At 75.5% G+C, this 13791-nt stretch carries 11 protein-coding genes; 2 read left to right on the top strand and 9 right to left on the bottom strand.

Annotated elements, in window-relative coordinates; all coding sequences use genetic code 11:
• Positions 1-26: 26 nt before the first annotated feature.
• The 3 genes from IEZ03_RS01065 to IEZ03_RS01055 are packed head-to-tail and all read right to left on the bottom strand — an operon-like array spanning position 27 to position 2536.
• Positions 27-1073, bottom strand: coding sequence for a cation diffusion facilitator family transporter (locus tag IEZ03_RS01065; RefSeq protein WP_184882945.1), 1047 nt, complete (start codon positions 1071-1073; stop codon positions 27-29).
• Positions 1070-1459 carry an ArsR/SmtB family transcription factor gene (locus IEZ03_RS01060; RefSeq protein ID WP_184882947.1) on the bottom strand — a complete coding sequence of 130 codons (390 nt, stop codon included), beginning with the start codon at positions 1457-1459 and terminating at the stop codon, positions 1070-1072. Before IEZ03_RS01060 ends, IEZ03_RS01065 begins: the two co-directional genes overlap by 4 nt.
• A gap of 24 nt (positions 1460-1483) precedes the next feature.
• Entirely contained in the window at positions 1484-2536 is a 1053-nt protein-coding gene (locus IEZ03_RS01055) for a DUF6777 domain-containing protein (RefSeq protein WP_184882949.1), read from the bottom strand.
• Positions 2537-2672: 136 nt separating this feature from the next.
• On the opposite strand from IEZ03_RS01055, the gene IEZ03_RS01050 reads away from it, so the two are divergent.
• The gene (locus tag IEZ03_RS01050; protein ID WP_229807906.1) at positions 2673-4187 is read left to right on the top strand and encodes a serine/threonine-protein kinase; all 1515 of its coding nucleotides are present in this window, start codon (positions 2673-2675) and stop codon (positions 4185-4187) included.
• Between the two features lie 3 nt (positions 4188-4190).
• On the opposite strand, the gene IEZ03_RS01045 is transcribed toward IEZ03_RS01050, so the two are convergent.
• The 6 genes from IEZ03_RS01045 to IEZ03_RS01020 form a co-directional block, all read right to left on the bottom strand.
• Positions 4191-5375, bottom strand: a complete 1185-nt coding sequence (locus IEZ03_RS01045; RefSeq protein WP_229807905.1) for a VWA domain-containing protein — start codon at positions 5373-5375, stop codon at positions 4191-4193.
• Positions 5372-7729, bottom strand: a complete 2358-nt coding sequence (locus tag IEZ03_RS01040; protein WP_221480638.1) for a DUF5682 family protein — start codon at positions 7727-7729, stop codon at positions 5372-5374. Before IEZ03_RS01040 ends, IEZ03_RS01045 begins: the two co-directional genes overlap by 4 nt.
• Positions 7726-8853, bottom strand: coding sequence for an ATP-binding protein (locus tag IEZ03_RS01035; RefSeq protein ID WP_229807904.1), 1128 nt, complete (start codon positions 8851-8853; stop codon positions 7726-7728). Before IEZ03_RS01035 ends, IEZ03_RS01040 begins: the two co-directional genes overlap by 4 nt.
• Positions 8850-10478: a DUF5691 domain-containing protein gene (locus IEZ03_RS01030; RefSeq protein ID WP_184882955.1), complete on the bottom strand. Its 1629-nt coding sequence runs from the start codon at positions 10476-10478 to the stop codon at positions 8850-8852. Before IEZ03_RS01030 ends, IEZ03_RS01035 begins: the two co-directional genes overlap by 4 nt.
• Complete coding sequence (locus IEZ03_RS01025; protein WP_229807903.1) at positions 10475-11818, bottom strand: SWIM zinc finger family protein; 1344 nt, start codon at positions 11816-11818, stop codon at positions 10475-10477. The genes IEZ03_RS01030 and IEZ03_RS01025 overlap by 4 nt, the downstream gene beginning before the upstream one ends.
• 64 nt (positions 11819-11882) lie before the next feature.
• Positions 11883-12641: a M50 family metallopeptidase gene (locus IEZ03_RS01020; protein WP_132042669.1), complete on the bottom strand. Its 759-nt coding sequence runs from the start codon at positions 12639-12641 to the stop codon at positions 11883-11885.
• Between the two features lie 161 nt (positions 12642-12802).
• Here IEZ03_RS01020 and IEZ03_RS01015 point away from each other — a divergent pair, with 161 nt between their 5' ends.
• Positions 12803-13786, top strand: a complete 984-nt coding sequence (locus IEZ03_RS01015) for an AAA family ATPase (RefSeq protein WP_184882958.1) — start codon at positions 12803-12805, stop codon at positions 13784-13786.
• Positions 13787-13791 lie beyond the last annotated feature (5 nt).

Genomic DNA, 13791 nt, shown 5'->3' with positions numbered 1-13791 from the left:
CGCGGCCCGGCCACCGGATCGGGGGCCTAGTGGTCGCAGGGGGCGGGGCCCGCGTGTTCGTGCGGGGTGCCGGTGTCGCCCACGTGGCGGGGGCCGTGCGGGTCGTCGCAGTGGCCGTGCCCGTCCCCGGAGGGCTCGTGCACGTGGTCGACCTCCAGGGTCGTGTGGGTGATCCCGTACGAGGCCCGCAGCAGCTCCTGGAGGTCGCGCCGGACGGCGTGGCAGTCGCCCCCGGTGTCGACCAGGACGTGCGCCGACAGCGCCGGGTAGCCGGAGCTGACCTCCCAGACGTGCAGGTCGTGCACCTCCTGCACGCAGGGGCGCCCGGCGAGCCTTGTACCGAGCTCGGACGGGTCGATGCCCGCCGGCGCGGCCTCCATGAGGACCCGGCCCGCGTCCCGCAGCAGCCCGTACCCGGCCTTCAGCATCAGCGCGGCCACCAGCAGGGACGCGATCGCGTCGGCGCGGTCGAAGCCGGTCGTCCACACGACCAGGCCGGCGATGGCCGTGGCGATGAACGCGAACAGGTCGTTGAGGATGTGCTGGAACGCGCCCTCGACGTTGAGGCTGCTCCGGTCCGCCCTGCTGATCAGCCAGGTCGCCGCGACGTTGACCGCGATGCCGACCAGCGCCGTCCAGAACACGAACTGGCCCTCGACGGCGTGCGGTTCGATCAGCCTCCGGACGCCCTCGTAGGTGAAATAGGCCGTGAGCAGGATCAGCGTCAGCCCGTTGAGCTGGGCCGACAGGATCTCGGCGCGGCGCAGGCCGTAGGTGAAGCCGCCCTTCGGCGGGCGCGCCGCGATGCGCATCGTGACCAGCGCCAGCGCGATCGCGAACGCGTCGGTCGTCATGTGCGCGGCGTCGGTGATCAGCGCCAGCGATCCGGCGATGAGGCCGACGGCGACCTCGCCCACCATGAAGGTGAGGATCAGCGCCAGCGCGGTGCCGAGCAGCCGCCGGTCGGCCCCCGCCGACACGCCGTGCCCGTGTCCATGCCCGTGTCCGTGCCGGCGGCCGTGCGCGTGCCCGTTGGTGCGCGGAGCCGGAGCGCTCTCCCGGTCCCCGGTCATGTGGCCTCCTCCCCGTGGCCGACGTGGGTGAGGGCGAGGTCCAGCAGCATGCGGACGTGCGAGTCGGCCAGCCGGTAGTAGGCCATCCGGCCGGCCCTGCGGACCCGGACGACGCGGTTGGCGCGCAGCAGGCGCAGCGCGTGCGAGACCGCCGACTCCGTGTGCCCGCAGGCGGCGGCGATGTCGCAGACGCACATCTCCCCGCCCTCCAGCAGTGCGGTGATCACCCTCAGCCGCCCCGGGTCGGACAGCAGCCCGAACACCTGCGCCAGCTCGGCGACCGTCTCCGCGTCCGGCAGGGCGGCGGTGACGAGGGCGACCTTCTCAGGATCGACCACGCGGACGGCGCACGCGTCGGCGGGGGCGACATCTGAAGCACTGCTCATATGAGCAAATATACCGCACGGTACTCAGCCGACCGGCGGCGCGGGCTCCTCGGACGGCGGCAGCGAGATCGGCGCCCGCGACTCCTCGCCGGTGCCCGAGCCCGTCGGGTCCCCGCCGCCCATACCCGGGTCGTGCGAGGTCACGCCCGTTGAGGCGGGGGAGTCGCCGCCGCCCTCCCCGGTGCCGGGCGAGGGCGTGCCGGGCGACTCGGTGCCCGTGGGCTCGGTGCCGGGCGTCCCGGTCCCCGGTGACTCCGTCCCCGGCGACTCCAGTCCCGAATCGTACGGCGACGGCGATTCGCTGTCGGTGAGCTCGGTCTCGGTCGCCGGGAGCTCCGCCGGCGGCCCGTCGGCCTCGCCCTCGGTGGCGCGCGGCCGCTCGAACCCCATCGTGCCCTCGGGATCGACCAGGACGAACGTGGTGATCGTCCCCTTCTTCGAATCCCGCGGCTCGATCTCGGTCACATTCCGCTTCTCGAATCCCGGCCAGGACCGGCCGGTGTAGGACGCGCCGTCCGGGGAGATCTTTTTGTCCGGCCGGGTCAGCGGATTACCGCAATTGCACTTCACGACCGGCACCCCGTAGCCATTGACCAGAACGCCCATTCCCGCCTGCAGCACGGCGGGACCGCTCGTCGCCTTCCCGTTCCGGTAGCCGTGGTTGGTGACCAGCGTGTCGGTCCGCAGCAGCACCGGCGTCAGCCGTGACACGTACCGCGGGACGTCGCTCACCGGGATCCCCTGGACGCCCGCCCAGGCCCGCGCCTTGCCGGGATTGGCCTGCAGGAACGCGATCAGCTTCTGCGGGTCGCACGTCGCCTCCTGGCGCGTTCCCCCGTACAGGCCGGGGGAGTCGCCGGTCTGGGTCCCGCCCGCCTTCGGCCGCTCCTTGACGTCGGTCTCGTCGGTGCCGGACACCAGCGTGTACGGGTCGGGGCCCGGCGTCCCCACCGTCAGCCGGGTGATGGCCGCCCCCGCGTCCCCGCACGCGGTCAGCACGCCCGCCGCCAGCGCCAGGGCCGCGACCGCCGCCGCCGGCCCCGTGAACCGGGCAATTGGTGAATGGATCTCGGCCATGCTTTCTCACTCCCGCTCCGGGCTCCCCGTATCTATACTCTTTGATGCCGGGTGGAGCGGATTTGTGCCCGGCGGAATGCCGAATTTTTTCACCGGCCGCCCGGCCGGTATCCGGGGGACCCGGACGGGGGTACGAATGGCGAGCCCGATTCCGCTCACCGCGGCCGACCCCGACCGGCTCGGCGGCTGGGAGCTGCTCGGCCGGATCGGCACCGGGGGCCAGGGCGTGGTCTACCTCGGCCGCCCGGTGGAGCCCGCCGGCGGGCCGTCCCGCGTCGCCGTGAAACTCCTGCACGCGCAGCTGCTGGGGGACGCCGGCGCCCGGGAGCGCTTCGTCCGCGAGCTGGCCCTGCTGCAGCGCGTCGCGGGGTTCTGCACCGCGCAGATGCTCGAGGCCGACATGGCCGGCGACCGCCCCTACATCGTCAGCGAGTACATCCCCGGGCGGTCGCTGCGCGCGCTCGTCCAGGAGGAGGGCCCGCGCTCGGGCGCCGACCTCGACCGCCTCGCCATCAGCTCGGTGACGGCGCTGTCGGCGATCCACCGCGCCAACGTCGTGCACCGCGACTTCAAGCCGCAGAACGTGCTGATGGGGCCGGACGGCCCCCGCGTGATCGACTTCGGCATCGCCCGCGCGTTCGACGCCGGGTCCACGCTGACCAGCCAGGTCGTCGGGACGCCCGCCTACATGGCGCCCGAGCAGTTCTCCGGCCGCGTCGGGCCCGCCACCGACCTGTTCGCCTGGGCGGGCACCCTGCTGTTCGCCGCCACCGGCCGCGACCCCTTCGCCGGCGGCCCGCTGCCCGCCGTCATGTACCGGATCATGCACGAGACGCCCGACCTGGGCGTGCTGCCGGGCAAGCTCGCCGAGGTCGCCGCGGCGTGCCTCGCCAAGGACCCGAAGGTGCGGCCGACCTCCGAGGACGTCCTGCTGTGGCTCCTCGGCGAACGCGACGGGAGCACCCGCCCGCAGACCGCGACCGAGCGCCTCCCGGGCCCGACGGTCCAGGCGCCCGGCGTCCCGGCCCCCGCGTCCGGCGGCATGCCCGGCACCGGGTTCCACGGCGCGCAGCCCGCCGCAGGGCCGCCGACCGCCCGGTTCACCCAGGACGCGGAATCCGCGACGATCCGGCAGTCCCCGCCGGACGGCGCGCCGCCGTACCCGCCCGGTCCCGCCGCACCGGAGACGTGGCGTGCACCGTGGCCGCAGGGCGGCGGCGAGCCGCACCCGGCGACCGACGCGCACCGGCCCTCCCCGGCACCGCGGCCCGGCCCTACCCTCCGGCGTGGCCCGGCGCTCGTGGCGGGCCTCGTCCTCGCGGCGTTCCTGGCCGTGCTGGACGTGGCCGCCCTCGCCATCCTGATCGCCAGGCCGGAGCTGAGCGAGGGCGCCCGCGGCGGGCTGCTGCCCGTGGTCGCGTCGTCGTTCGCCGTGCTGGCGGTGGTCACGCTGGTGGCGGTGATCCTCGCCTGGCGCGGCAGCCGCCCCGCCGCGTGGACGGTGATGGGCGCCCGCGTCGCCCGGGTCGCGATGTGGGGCGCGTGGGGCGCGCTCGTCGAGATCCAGGTGTCCGCGCTCGCCGGGCACGCCGTGGTGACCGCCGTCGTCGTGGTCCTGCTCGCCCGCGGCCTGACGAGAGCGTCCCGCTGACGGTCACCCCGCGGCGCCCGGGTCGTTCCGCTCCGACCACTCCCTCAGATCGCGGCGTTCGATCGCGGCGGCCATCAGGTCGGGGAACGCGTCCGGCGTGCACGCGAACGCCGGGACGCCCATCGCCGCCAGCGCCGCCGCGTTCTCGTGGTCGTAGGCCGGGGCGCCCTCGTCCGACAGGGCGAGCAGCACCACGACCTGCACGCCCGCCGACGTCAGCGCCGCCACCCGCCGCAGCAGCTCGTCCCGGATCCCGCCCTCGTACAGGTCGCTGATGAGCACGAGGATCGTGTCGTCCGGCCGCGCCACCAGGCCCTGGCAGTAGGCGACCGCCCGGTTGATGTCGGTTCCGCCGCCGAGCTGCGTGCCGAACAGCACCTCCACGGGGTCGTGCAGCTGGGCGGTCAGGTCGACCACGTTCGTGTCGAAGACCACCAGCGACGTCCGCAGCGACCGCATCGACGCCAGCACCGCGCCGAACACGCTCGCGTACACCACCGACGCCGCCATCGACCCGCTCTGGTCGATCGCCAGGATCACGTCCCGCTTCACGGCCTGCTGCCGCCGCCCGTACCCGATGAGCCGCTCCGGGACGATCGTCCCGTGCTCGGGCAGGTAGTGCCGCAGGTTCGCGCGGATCGTGCGCTCCCAGTCGACGTCGGCGAGCCGCCGCGGCCGCAGCACCCGCGCCGACCTGTCCAGCGCCCCGCCGAGCGCCGAGCGCGTCTTCTGGGCGAGCCGCCGCTCCAGTTCGGTGACGACCTTCCGCACCACGGCCCGCGCGGACTCCCGCGCCCGGTCGGGCATCACCCGGTTCAGCGACAGCAGCGTCCCGACGAGGTGGACGTCCGGTTCGACGGCGTCGAGCATCTCCGGCTCCAGCAGCAGCCGGGTGAGGTCGAGCCGCTCGATCGCGTCCTTCTGCATGACCTGGACGACGCTCGACGGGAAGTACGTGCGGATGTCGCCGAGCCACCGCGCCACCGAGGGCGCCGAGTCGCCGAGCCCGGCGCCGCGCCGCCGCGACCGCCCCTCCTCGCCGCCCGCCCCGTAGAGCCGCTCCAGCGCCCCGTCCATCCGCGCGTCGTCCCCGGCGAGCGTCACCCCGGTCCCGTCGGCCCGCCCGCCGCCGAGCACGAGCCGCCACCGCCGCAGCCGGTCCTCCTCCGGCGCCGCCGCATCGTTCACGATGATCCCTCCCAGCCGAGGATGTGCAGGGTCGTCGCGGTCGCGGCGGCCGCGCGGGCGGCGTCCACGTCCTCCCCGTCCGGGCCGGACGACGCGGCGGAGGTCTGGTCCAGGCGGCGCAGCCGCTCGCCGATGGCGCGGCGCTCGGCGTCGGCGTAGGCGCCGAAGGTACGGCGCAGCAGGGGGAGCACGTCGGTGAACGAGTCGCCCGGCAGCCCCGCGATCCAGTCGTCGACGAGGCGCAGGAGCGCGGTGTCGTGCATGAGGATCAGCCCGCCGCCGGACAGGAAGCCCTCCACCCAGGCGGCGGCGCGCGCGGGGGCGGTGCCGGTGGACACGGCCCGCGCCATCCGGTCGGCCACGTCGTGCAGGCGGCCCGCGTCCAGGAGGAGCCGGGTGAGCCGCCCCTCGATCAGGCCGTGCAGGGCCTCCGGGCGGGCCACGAGGCCCTCCAGCGTGCGGCGCCAGCGCTCGATGTGGCCGTCCTCGGCCAGCAGCGCCAGCGCGCCGTGCACGGCGTCGACGTGGCCGAGGAACTCGCGGGCGGCGTCGTCGTCCAGGCCGGTGACGGCCGGCGGGAGCCCGACGCAGATCCGCACGACGAGGCCGTCGACGACCGTGCGGAGCGGGCCGGTGGGCGTGCCGCGCACGTCGCCGTAGCGCAGCGCCCGCACGAGGGCGGGCATCGCGGACATCAGCTGCGCGACGTCGGTGTCGACCGCGGCCCGGTCGGCGAGCACGCGCATGACGGTCGGCAGCGCGTCGCCGAGGTCGGCGAGCAGGCAGCGCTCCGCCACCGAGGTCAGGTCGGCGAGCGTGCCGGCGCCGGTGGCGGCCGACTCCGCGCGGGCCGTGGCCGCGCCGCGGACGGTGGTGCCCCACGCGCTCGCCTCGATCAGCTCGACGTCGAACTCCGGCCGCCAAGCCAGCGTCCACGTCTCGCGGAACGTGCCCTTGGACCGGCCCGTCTCGGCCGGGACGCCCCAGTCGACGTGCAGGAGGCGGAGGCGGTGCAGGAGGCGGCTGCGCTCCAGGTCCACGGGCTTGCGCAGGTCGAGGTCCTGCTCCTTGTCGAGCGCGGACGGCTTGAGCCGCAGCCGCCGCTGCTGCGCCTGCAGGTCGCGCTGGAGCGGGACCATCGGCGTCCGCTCCGGGACGGCGCCGAGCCGCTCCCCGACGACCATGCGCCGCTGGATCAGCTCGACCGGCAGGTCGGCGCCCTCGCACAGCACCGCCCTGGTCGCCTCGGTCACCTCGTCCAGCCCGGCGAGGGGGCGCCCCCGCAGCGCGGCGAGGGCCTCGGCGAGCCGGACGGCCTCGATCACGTGCGCCGAGGAGACGTGCAGGTCCTCGGCGCGCAGGACGCGGGCGGCGGCGGTGAGCCACCGCTCGACCGGCCGGTCCGGGGCGGTGAACAGGTGGTGGTACCAGCCGGGGGACCGGACGCCCGCGCCGTAGCCGGAGCGCCCGGACAGCCGCCCGTGCGTCCACGGCACCCACGTCATCGCGACCTTGGCCTTCGGCAGCCCGCGCAGGGTCCGGTCGTCGTGGGCCGCCGGGACCTTCGCCCGGAGGGCGGGGACGTGCCACGCGCCGCACACCACGGCGACCCGCTCGTGGCCCTCCTTGAGGGTGCGGCGCAGCGTCCGCCGCATGTGCGCCTCGCGCTGCTCCTCCCGCAGCAGGTGGCCGGGCGGAAGGCCGGCGGACGCGGCGCCCTCCGGGAGTTCGGCGAGCTGCTCGCGCAGCTCGGCCATGGCCTCGGCGATCGCCGGGAACGGCGAGGGCCCGCCGCCGCGGTGCTCGACGACGTCGTCCCACCACCGCTCGGCGTCGTCGTACCCGGCGGCCTTCGCCAGCCACCCCAGCGGATCCAGCCGGATGCCCTCCGCCGGCTCCGGCGGGGCCTCGCCCTCGCCGGGGCCGTCCTTCTCCGCGCTCTCCTGCTCCGCGTCCTCCGGTTCGGAGTCCTCCTCCTCCGCGCCGGGGGACGGGACGAGCTGGTGCGCGGCCGGAAGGTCGCAGAACCGGACGGGAACCCCCGCGCCGAGGGCGTACCGGATCGCCTGCCATTCCGGGCTGAACTCGGCGAACGGCCAGAACGCGGCCTTGCGGCCGTCGCCCCGGTCACCGGCGCCCGCAGCGGCGGGGGCCCCGCCGGTGGCGGGGGCGTAGGCCAGCAGCGCGACCGGCGGCACCATCCCCGGCTCGCCGGCCAGCTCCACGATCGGGTCGGCCTCCGGCGGGCCCTCGATCAGCACCGCGTCGGGCTTGAACTCCTCCAGGGCGCCGCGCAGCGCCCGCGCCGAGCCGGGCCCGTGGTGGCGGATCCCGTAGACCTCGACGTGGCTCAAGAGACCTCCCGGCACGCGCGGTAGAAGTCGCGCCACTCCGGCCGGTCGCGGACGACCGCCTCCAGGTACTCCTGCCACACCACCCGGTCGGACACCGGGTCCTGCACGACGGCGCCGACGATGCCGCCCGCCACGTCCGCGGCGCGCAGCACCCCGTCGCCGAAGTGCGCGGCCAGCGCCAGCCCGCTGGTGATCACCGAGATGGCCTCGGCGGTGCTGAGCGTCCCGCTGGGCGACTTGAGCTTGGTCCGCCCGTCGCCCGTCACGCCCGAGCGCAGCTCGCGGAACACGGTGACGACGCGGCGGATCTCCTCCAGGCCCGCCGGGGACTCGGGCAGCTCCAGCCCCGCGCCGATCTGGTCGACGCGGCGCGCCACGATGCCGACCTCCTCCTCGACGGACTCGGGGAGCGGGAGCACGACCGTGTTGAACCGGCGGCGCAGCGCGCTGGACAGCTCGTTCACGCCCCGGTCGCGGTCGTTCGCGGTCGCGATGACCGTGAAGCCCTTGCGCGCCTGCACCTCGGTGTTCAGCTCGGGGACCGGCAGCGTCTTCTCCGACAGGACGGTGATCAGCGTGTCCTGGACGTCGGACGGCATCCGGGTCAGCTCCTCGATGCGGGCGACCGAGCCGAGCCGCATCGCGCGCATCAGCGGGCTCTCCACCAGCGCCTGCTCCGACGGGCCCTCGGCGAGCAGCCGCGCGTAGTTCCAGCCGTAGCGGATCGCCTCCTCCGCCGTGCCCGCCGTCCCCTGCACGAGGAGGGTGGAGTCGCCGCTGACGGCCGCGGCGAGATGCTCCGACACCCACGTCTTCGCCGTCCCCGGCACGCCGAGCAGCAGCAGCGCGCGGTCGGTGGCCAGCGTCGCGACCGCGACCTCCATCAGCCGGCGCGGCCCCACGTACTTCGGGGTGACCGCCGTGCCGTCGGGCAGCTCGCCGCCGAGCAGGTACGTGGTGACGGCCCACGGCGACAGCCGCCAGCCGGGCGGGCGGGGCCGGTCGTCGTGCTCGGCCAGCCGCGCCAGCTCGCCGGCGTACTCCTGCTCCGCATGCGGCCGCAGAACCGAGGTCTCTCCGGAGGGGCGACCCCCCAGACCCCCCGGCAAGTGCTTTTCGGTCACGAACTCAACTCCTTCAGCATCTCATCGCGAAAGCGCAGGGTGTCGATCAGGTTGGTGACGGCGCGCGGGACCGCGGCGCCCGCCTCGGCCGCGAGCGCGTCGAGGCGGGGCGCGGCGGCGGGGTCGAGCCGCTCGTGGGCGAGCCGGCACAGCTGGTTGACCAGGTGCTCCTCGCGGCGCGTCTCGCGTTCGGCGGCCGCCGTGACGATCGCGACCACCGCCGCGGCGAGCGCGCCCGTCCACGGCCCCGGCACCCGTTCGAGGACGCGCAGCAGGTCGATCTCGCCCTTGACCCAGCGGATCAGGTCGGCCGCCGCGGTGTCGCGCTCCGCCTCGGGCAGGACGGGCAGCAGGTCCGCGAGCGCCTCGGGCTCGCCCACCATGACGCCGCCCTTGAACAGCGCCCGCGCCCACCCGGCGTCGCGCTGGATCAGGGCGGCGCGGGCCCATCCGACGTGCACGTCGCTCCCGTCCTCCGGCTCGTTCCGGGGCGCGGGCCCTCCGGAGCCACCGGTAGCCGAGACGGGTTCCTTCCGGGGGGACGACCCCCCAGACCCCCCGGCGACCGAGGTGATGGGCAGGCACACGATCTCGATCGGCGGCAGCCCGAACAGCTCCGTCCAGGTCGTCAGGGGAGTGCGGGACAGGACCTCGCGAAGCCACGCCGACCGCGCCCCCACCGGCCTGCCGCCCCGCGGCACGAACGACCCGGCCGGGTGGAACGGGATGCCGTCGCGCGCCATCTCCTCGTCGTGCGCGGGCGGCGGATCGACCTTGATCCACGTCTGCTCCCGCCCCCGCACCGTGCGGACCTCCGGTGCCAGGCAGGCGCGGGCGCGCGCCGCCATCCGCTCGCCGTAGGCGGAACCGGGCAGCCGGGCCAGCAGGTCGGACGCGATCTGCCGCACGTCCTTCCCGCGGTCCTCCAGGGCGGCCTCGAGGAACTCCTCGTCGTCGAGGGACAGGCCGTGCGCGAAGGTGGCGAGGTAGGCGGCGCGGTCGGGTGCGGGCTCCTTGGCCCACGTCTCGCGGAGCAGCTCCCTGGCCCGCTCCGGATCGGTCTCGCGCAGCCCGGTCAGATAGGCGACCCGCCGGTTGCGCGTCCCGGTCTCCCACACCTCGGGACCGCCGCCGGGATCGTCGCCGGAGCCGACCAGGTACGCCCAGTCGGTGTTCTGCAGCGCCAGCCACACGCCCCGGCGCCCGGCCGCCCGCGCGATCGACGGCCGCAGCGCCCGGTCGCCGCGCCCGCGTTCCAGCAGGTCGGGCAGCAGCTGGGCGGGCACCCGCAGCCCGCGCGCCGCCGCGGCGTCCAGCCACTCGGCCAGCACCCGGGCGTGCTCCCCGCTCAGGATCCGCCGCAGCCGCGCCGCCGCGGGCGCGGGGACGACCGGGGCGTCCTCCACCGGGGCGAGCGCCACCGGAACGGGCGCCGCGCCGGAGGGGACGCGCCCGGCCCGGCGCCGCACCGTCAGCAGCGCCGCCTGGTCGAGCAGCCGCCCGGCCCTGTCGCCGCCGCCGTCTCCGGCGGGGGCCTCGGGCAGGACGGGCGGGTCGCGCCGCTCGGTGCCCAGCAGCGCCGCGGTCACGTGCGCGCTCCACCCGTTCTCGTCCGGGCCGGTCACAGGATCACCGTCCCCTCGGTCTCGTGCCACGCGGCCAGCGGACGCAGGCCGCGCGGTCTCCACTCCCCGGCGAGCGTGACCGGCCCGCCGCCCGACAGCGCGAGCAGCCGCCACGGGTCCGCCATCCGGAGCGGCAGCGCGTCCCCGGCTTCGTCGGTCGCGTACAAGTCGGTCGCGTACAGGCCGCCTCCCTCGGCGCGGGCGAGCCGGACGTTCTCCAGCGTCGCCGGCCAGCGGTCCAGCCACGGGTCCCGCGCGAGGGCCGCGGCGTGCTCGTCCAGGAACTCCTGGACGGACGTCCCGCCGGGCGCGGCCGGGACCGCGGCCCCGGACCGCTCGGCGACCAGCGCCCGCAGCGGCTGCGCACCCGGGTAGAACGCCAGCTCGGCATCGACCTCCGTACCCACGATGAGCGACGCGTCCAGGGACGTTCCCGGTGCGGAGAACGACAGCACGAGCGCCGGGCGGCCGGTCCGCCGCCCGCGCAGCCACACCCGCCGCGTGGTGAGCAGGTCCTGCGCGGTGTCCCGCGACCCGGTCACGCACCAGTGGTCCCGGACGCGCTCCCCGCCGCTGACGACCTCGTCCTGCGGGACGGTGAACCCGACGCGGGACCGGACGGTCTCGCGCAACCCCTGGGGCAGCTCGTCCCGCCGCCGGTGGGCCCGGACGAGGAGCCGCAGCAGCGCGTACTCCTCCAGCAGCCGGTCGGGCCAGCCGGGCGTCCGCGGAATCGCGGCGAGGCCCTTGACCGGCCCGGCGAGACCGCCCGCCTGCGCGTCGACGAGCCGCCGCGCCGCGTCGTCCCACAGCCGGTAGGGGGCCTTCTCCGCCTGCGCGAGCCCGTGCGCGACCTGGTCGCGGAGCCACCGGTCGAGTTCGGCGAGCCCGTCCTCGACGCGCCGCTCCCGCCGCTCGGCCGTCTTCGGGTCCTTGCCCCTCCCGTCGCCCGCGCCCTCGTCGCCGCTCTCGCCCGCCGCCGCGGCCCGCCGCCGGGCCGCCCGGCCGGCGCGCTCCCGCCGTTCCGCCAGCCACTCGGCGACCCATCCCGCACGCGGCCCGTCCTCCACCGAGCCGGCCGCCCACAGGAGGAGCAGCCCCAGGACGTGCTTGCAGGGGATCTTCCGGCTCGGGCACGAGCACCGGAACGCGGGCTCGGTCAGATCGACGCCCGCCCGGTACACGGACTTCCCGCTGCCCTGGCACTCGCCCCAGACCGCCTCGTCGTCGCACCCCGTCCCGCCCCACTTGGCGGGCTTGGCGACGCTCCCCGCCGCCTTGGCGGACGCGGCGTCCGGCGCGAGGCCGAGCACCTGGTCGCGGCTCCATCGTTCGCTCACACAGCCGAAACTATCGGTGCCCCCCGACATTCCAGGACGCCTTACCGCAGGTCAGATCTCCGGGTCAGAAATCGGCCGTGGAGGGGAGGCCGGGGAGGTCGGGGAGGTCGACGTCCGGGACGAGGAGCGCGCCGCCCGCGAGGAGGGCGAGCAGTGCGGTCGCGCCGAAGAGGGAGACCCAGGCAAGGCCGGGGACGCCGGTGAGGTGGGCGAGCTGGTCGGCGTCCGAGCTCGGCGCCATGTGCCGGGCGCGCATCCGCTGCAGCTCGACCACCGGGCGGGTGGCGGCGAACAGCAGGAACCAGGCGGCCAGGTACGCGAACCCGGCCTGCACCTCGGCGCTGCCCAGCCACGAGACCCCGAAGATGATCGCGCCGGTGGCGACCACCGAGAGCACGCCGTAGGCGTTGCGGATCATGATGAGCATCGCGCCGAGCAGCGCGAGCGAGAACCACAGCATCAGCGTGATCCGGCCGGCCGCGAGCAGCAGCGCGAAGAACAGCCCGAGCAGCGGGGGAGTGACGTAGCCCGCCAGCGCCGTGAAGATCATGCCGGGGCCGTGCGGCTTGCCGCGCGAGACCGTCACCCCGGAGGTGTCGGAGTGCAGCTTGATGCCGTCCAGCTTGCGGCCGGTGAGCAGGGCCACGAGCGCGTGCCCGCCCTCGTGCGCGATCGTCACGGTGTTGCGCGCCAGGCGCCAGGTGGGGCCGTGCAGGACGGCCGCGAGCGCCACCAGGCCGACGAAGGCGACCAGCCACCACGGGGGATCGGGCTGCGTTCCCGTCACGCGGTCCCACAGGTCGGTGATGCTGATGTCGTCCACGTCCACCTCGGAGTCGTCGTCGCGATGCCCAACATTAGGACGTCATGGATAACGCTCGCGTTCGGTTCGCCCCGGGCAATCGGTGAATCCCAGGACGGAACCGTCGCGAAAACGGTTATTGTGCCCTTCGCGACGGGGGTCGCGGCTGAGGGGTGCGGGTGATGAGCGAGAGCGCGGGGGTGGACGCGGACGCGCTGGCGGGGCGGTTCGCCCAGATGTTCGCGGCGCTGGCGGGCAACATCGAGCGGGTCGTGCGCGGCAAGCGGGAGAAGGTCGAACTGGCGCTGGTCTGCCTGCTGGCGGAGGGGCACCTGCTCGTCGAGGACGTGCCGGGCGTCGGCAAGACGACGCTGGCGCGCGCGATCTCGGCGTCCATCGAGGCCGAGTGGGCGCGCATCCAGTTCACGCCCGACCTGCTGCCCAGCGACATCACCGGGGTGTCGATCTTCAACCAGGGGACGAGCGCGTTCGAGTTCCACCCCGGGCCGATCTTCGCGAACCTCGCCGTCGCCGACGAGATCAACCGCGGCTCGCCGAAGACGCAGTCGGCGCTGCTGGAGGTCATGGAGGAGCGCCGGGTGACCGTGGAGGGCACCCCGCATCCGGTGCCGCGCCCGTTCATGGTGATCGCGACGCAGAACCCGGTCGACATGGACGGGACGTACCCGCTGCCGGAGGCGCAGCTCGACCGGTTCCTGATGCGCATCTCGATGGGCTACCCCGACCACCAGGCCGAGGTGGCGCTGCTCGCGGGCGCCCCGACCGGCGCGATGCTCGACACGATGCCGCCGGTGCTGGGCCGCGAGGACCTCGCCCGGATGATCGACTTCGCGCAGCGGCTGCACGTCGCGCCGCCGCTGTTCGACTACCTGGTGCGGGTCGTGGCCGCCACCCGCGCGCACGCCGACCTGCGGCTCGGCGCGAGCCCGCGGGCCGGCATCGCGCTGCTGCGGGCGGCGCGGGTGCGGGCGGCGGCGGCCGGCCGGTCCTACATCGTCCCCGAGGACGTCAAGGCGCTCGCCGTCCCGGTCATCGCGCACCGGCTGATCGTGACGCCGGAGGCGGAGCTGCGCGGCCGGTCGGGCGCGGACGTGGTCGCCGAGGCGCTGGGGAGCGTGCCGACCCCGCAGGCCGCCGGCGTGTGAGGGCC

Source organism: Actinomadura livida, assembly GCF_014648675.1.
GTDB classification, from domain to species: Bacteria; Actinomycetota; Actinomycetes; order Streptosporangiales; family Streptosporangiaceae; genus Spirillospora; species Spirillospora livida.
This window is presented reverse-complemented; position numbering and strand designations above follow the sequence as displayed.

Excerpts from the sequence above, each read along its gene's own strand:
- IEZ03_RS01065 (WP_184882945.1), bottom strand. The coding sequence starts at position 1,073 with ATGACCGGGGACCGGGAGAGCGCTCCGGCTCCGCGCACCAACGGGCAC.
- IEZ03_RS01060 (WP_184882947.1), bottom strand. The coding sequence starts at position 1,459 with ATGAGCAGTGCTTCAGATGTCGCCCCCGCCGACGCGTGCGCCGTCCGC.
- IEZ03_RS01055 (WP_184882949.1), bottom strand. The coding sequence starts at position 2,536 with ATGGCCGAGATCCATTCACCAATTGCCCGGTTCACGGGGCCGGCGGCG.
- IEZ03_RS01050 (WP_229807906.1), top strand. The coding sequence starts at position 2,673 with ATGGCGAGCCCGATTCCGCTCACCGCGGCCGACCCCGACCGGCTCGGC.
- IEZ03_RS01015 (WP_184882958.1), top strand. The coding sequence starts at position 12,803 with ATGAGCGAGAGCGCGGGGGTGGACGCGGACGCGCTGGCGGGGCGGTTC.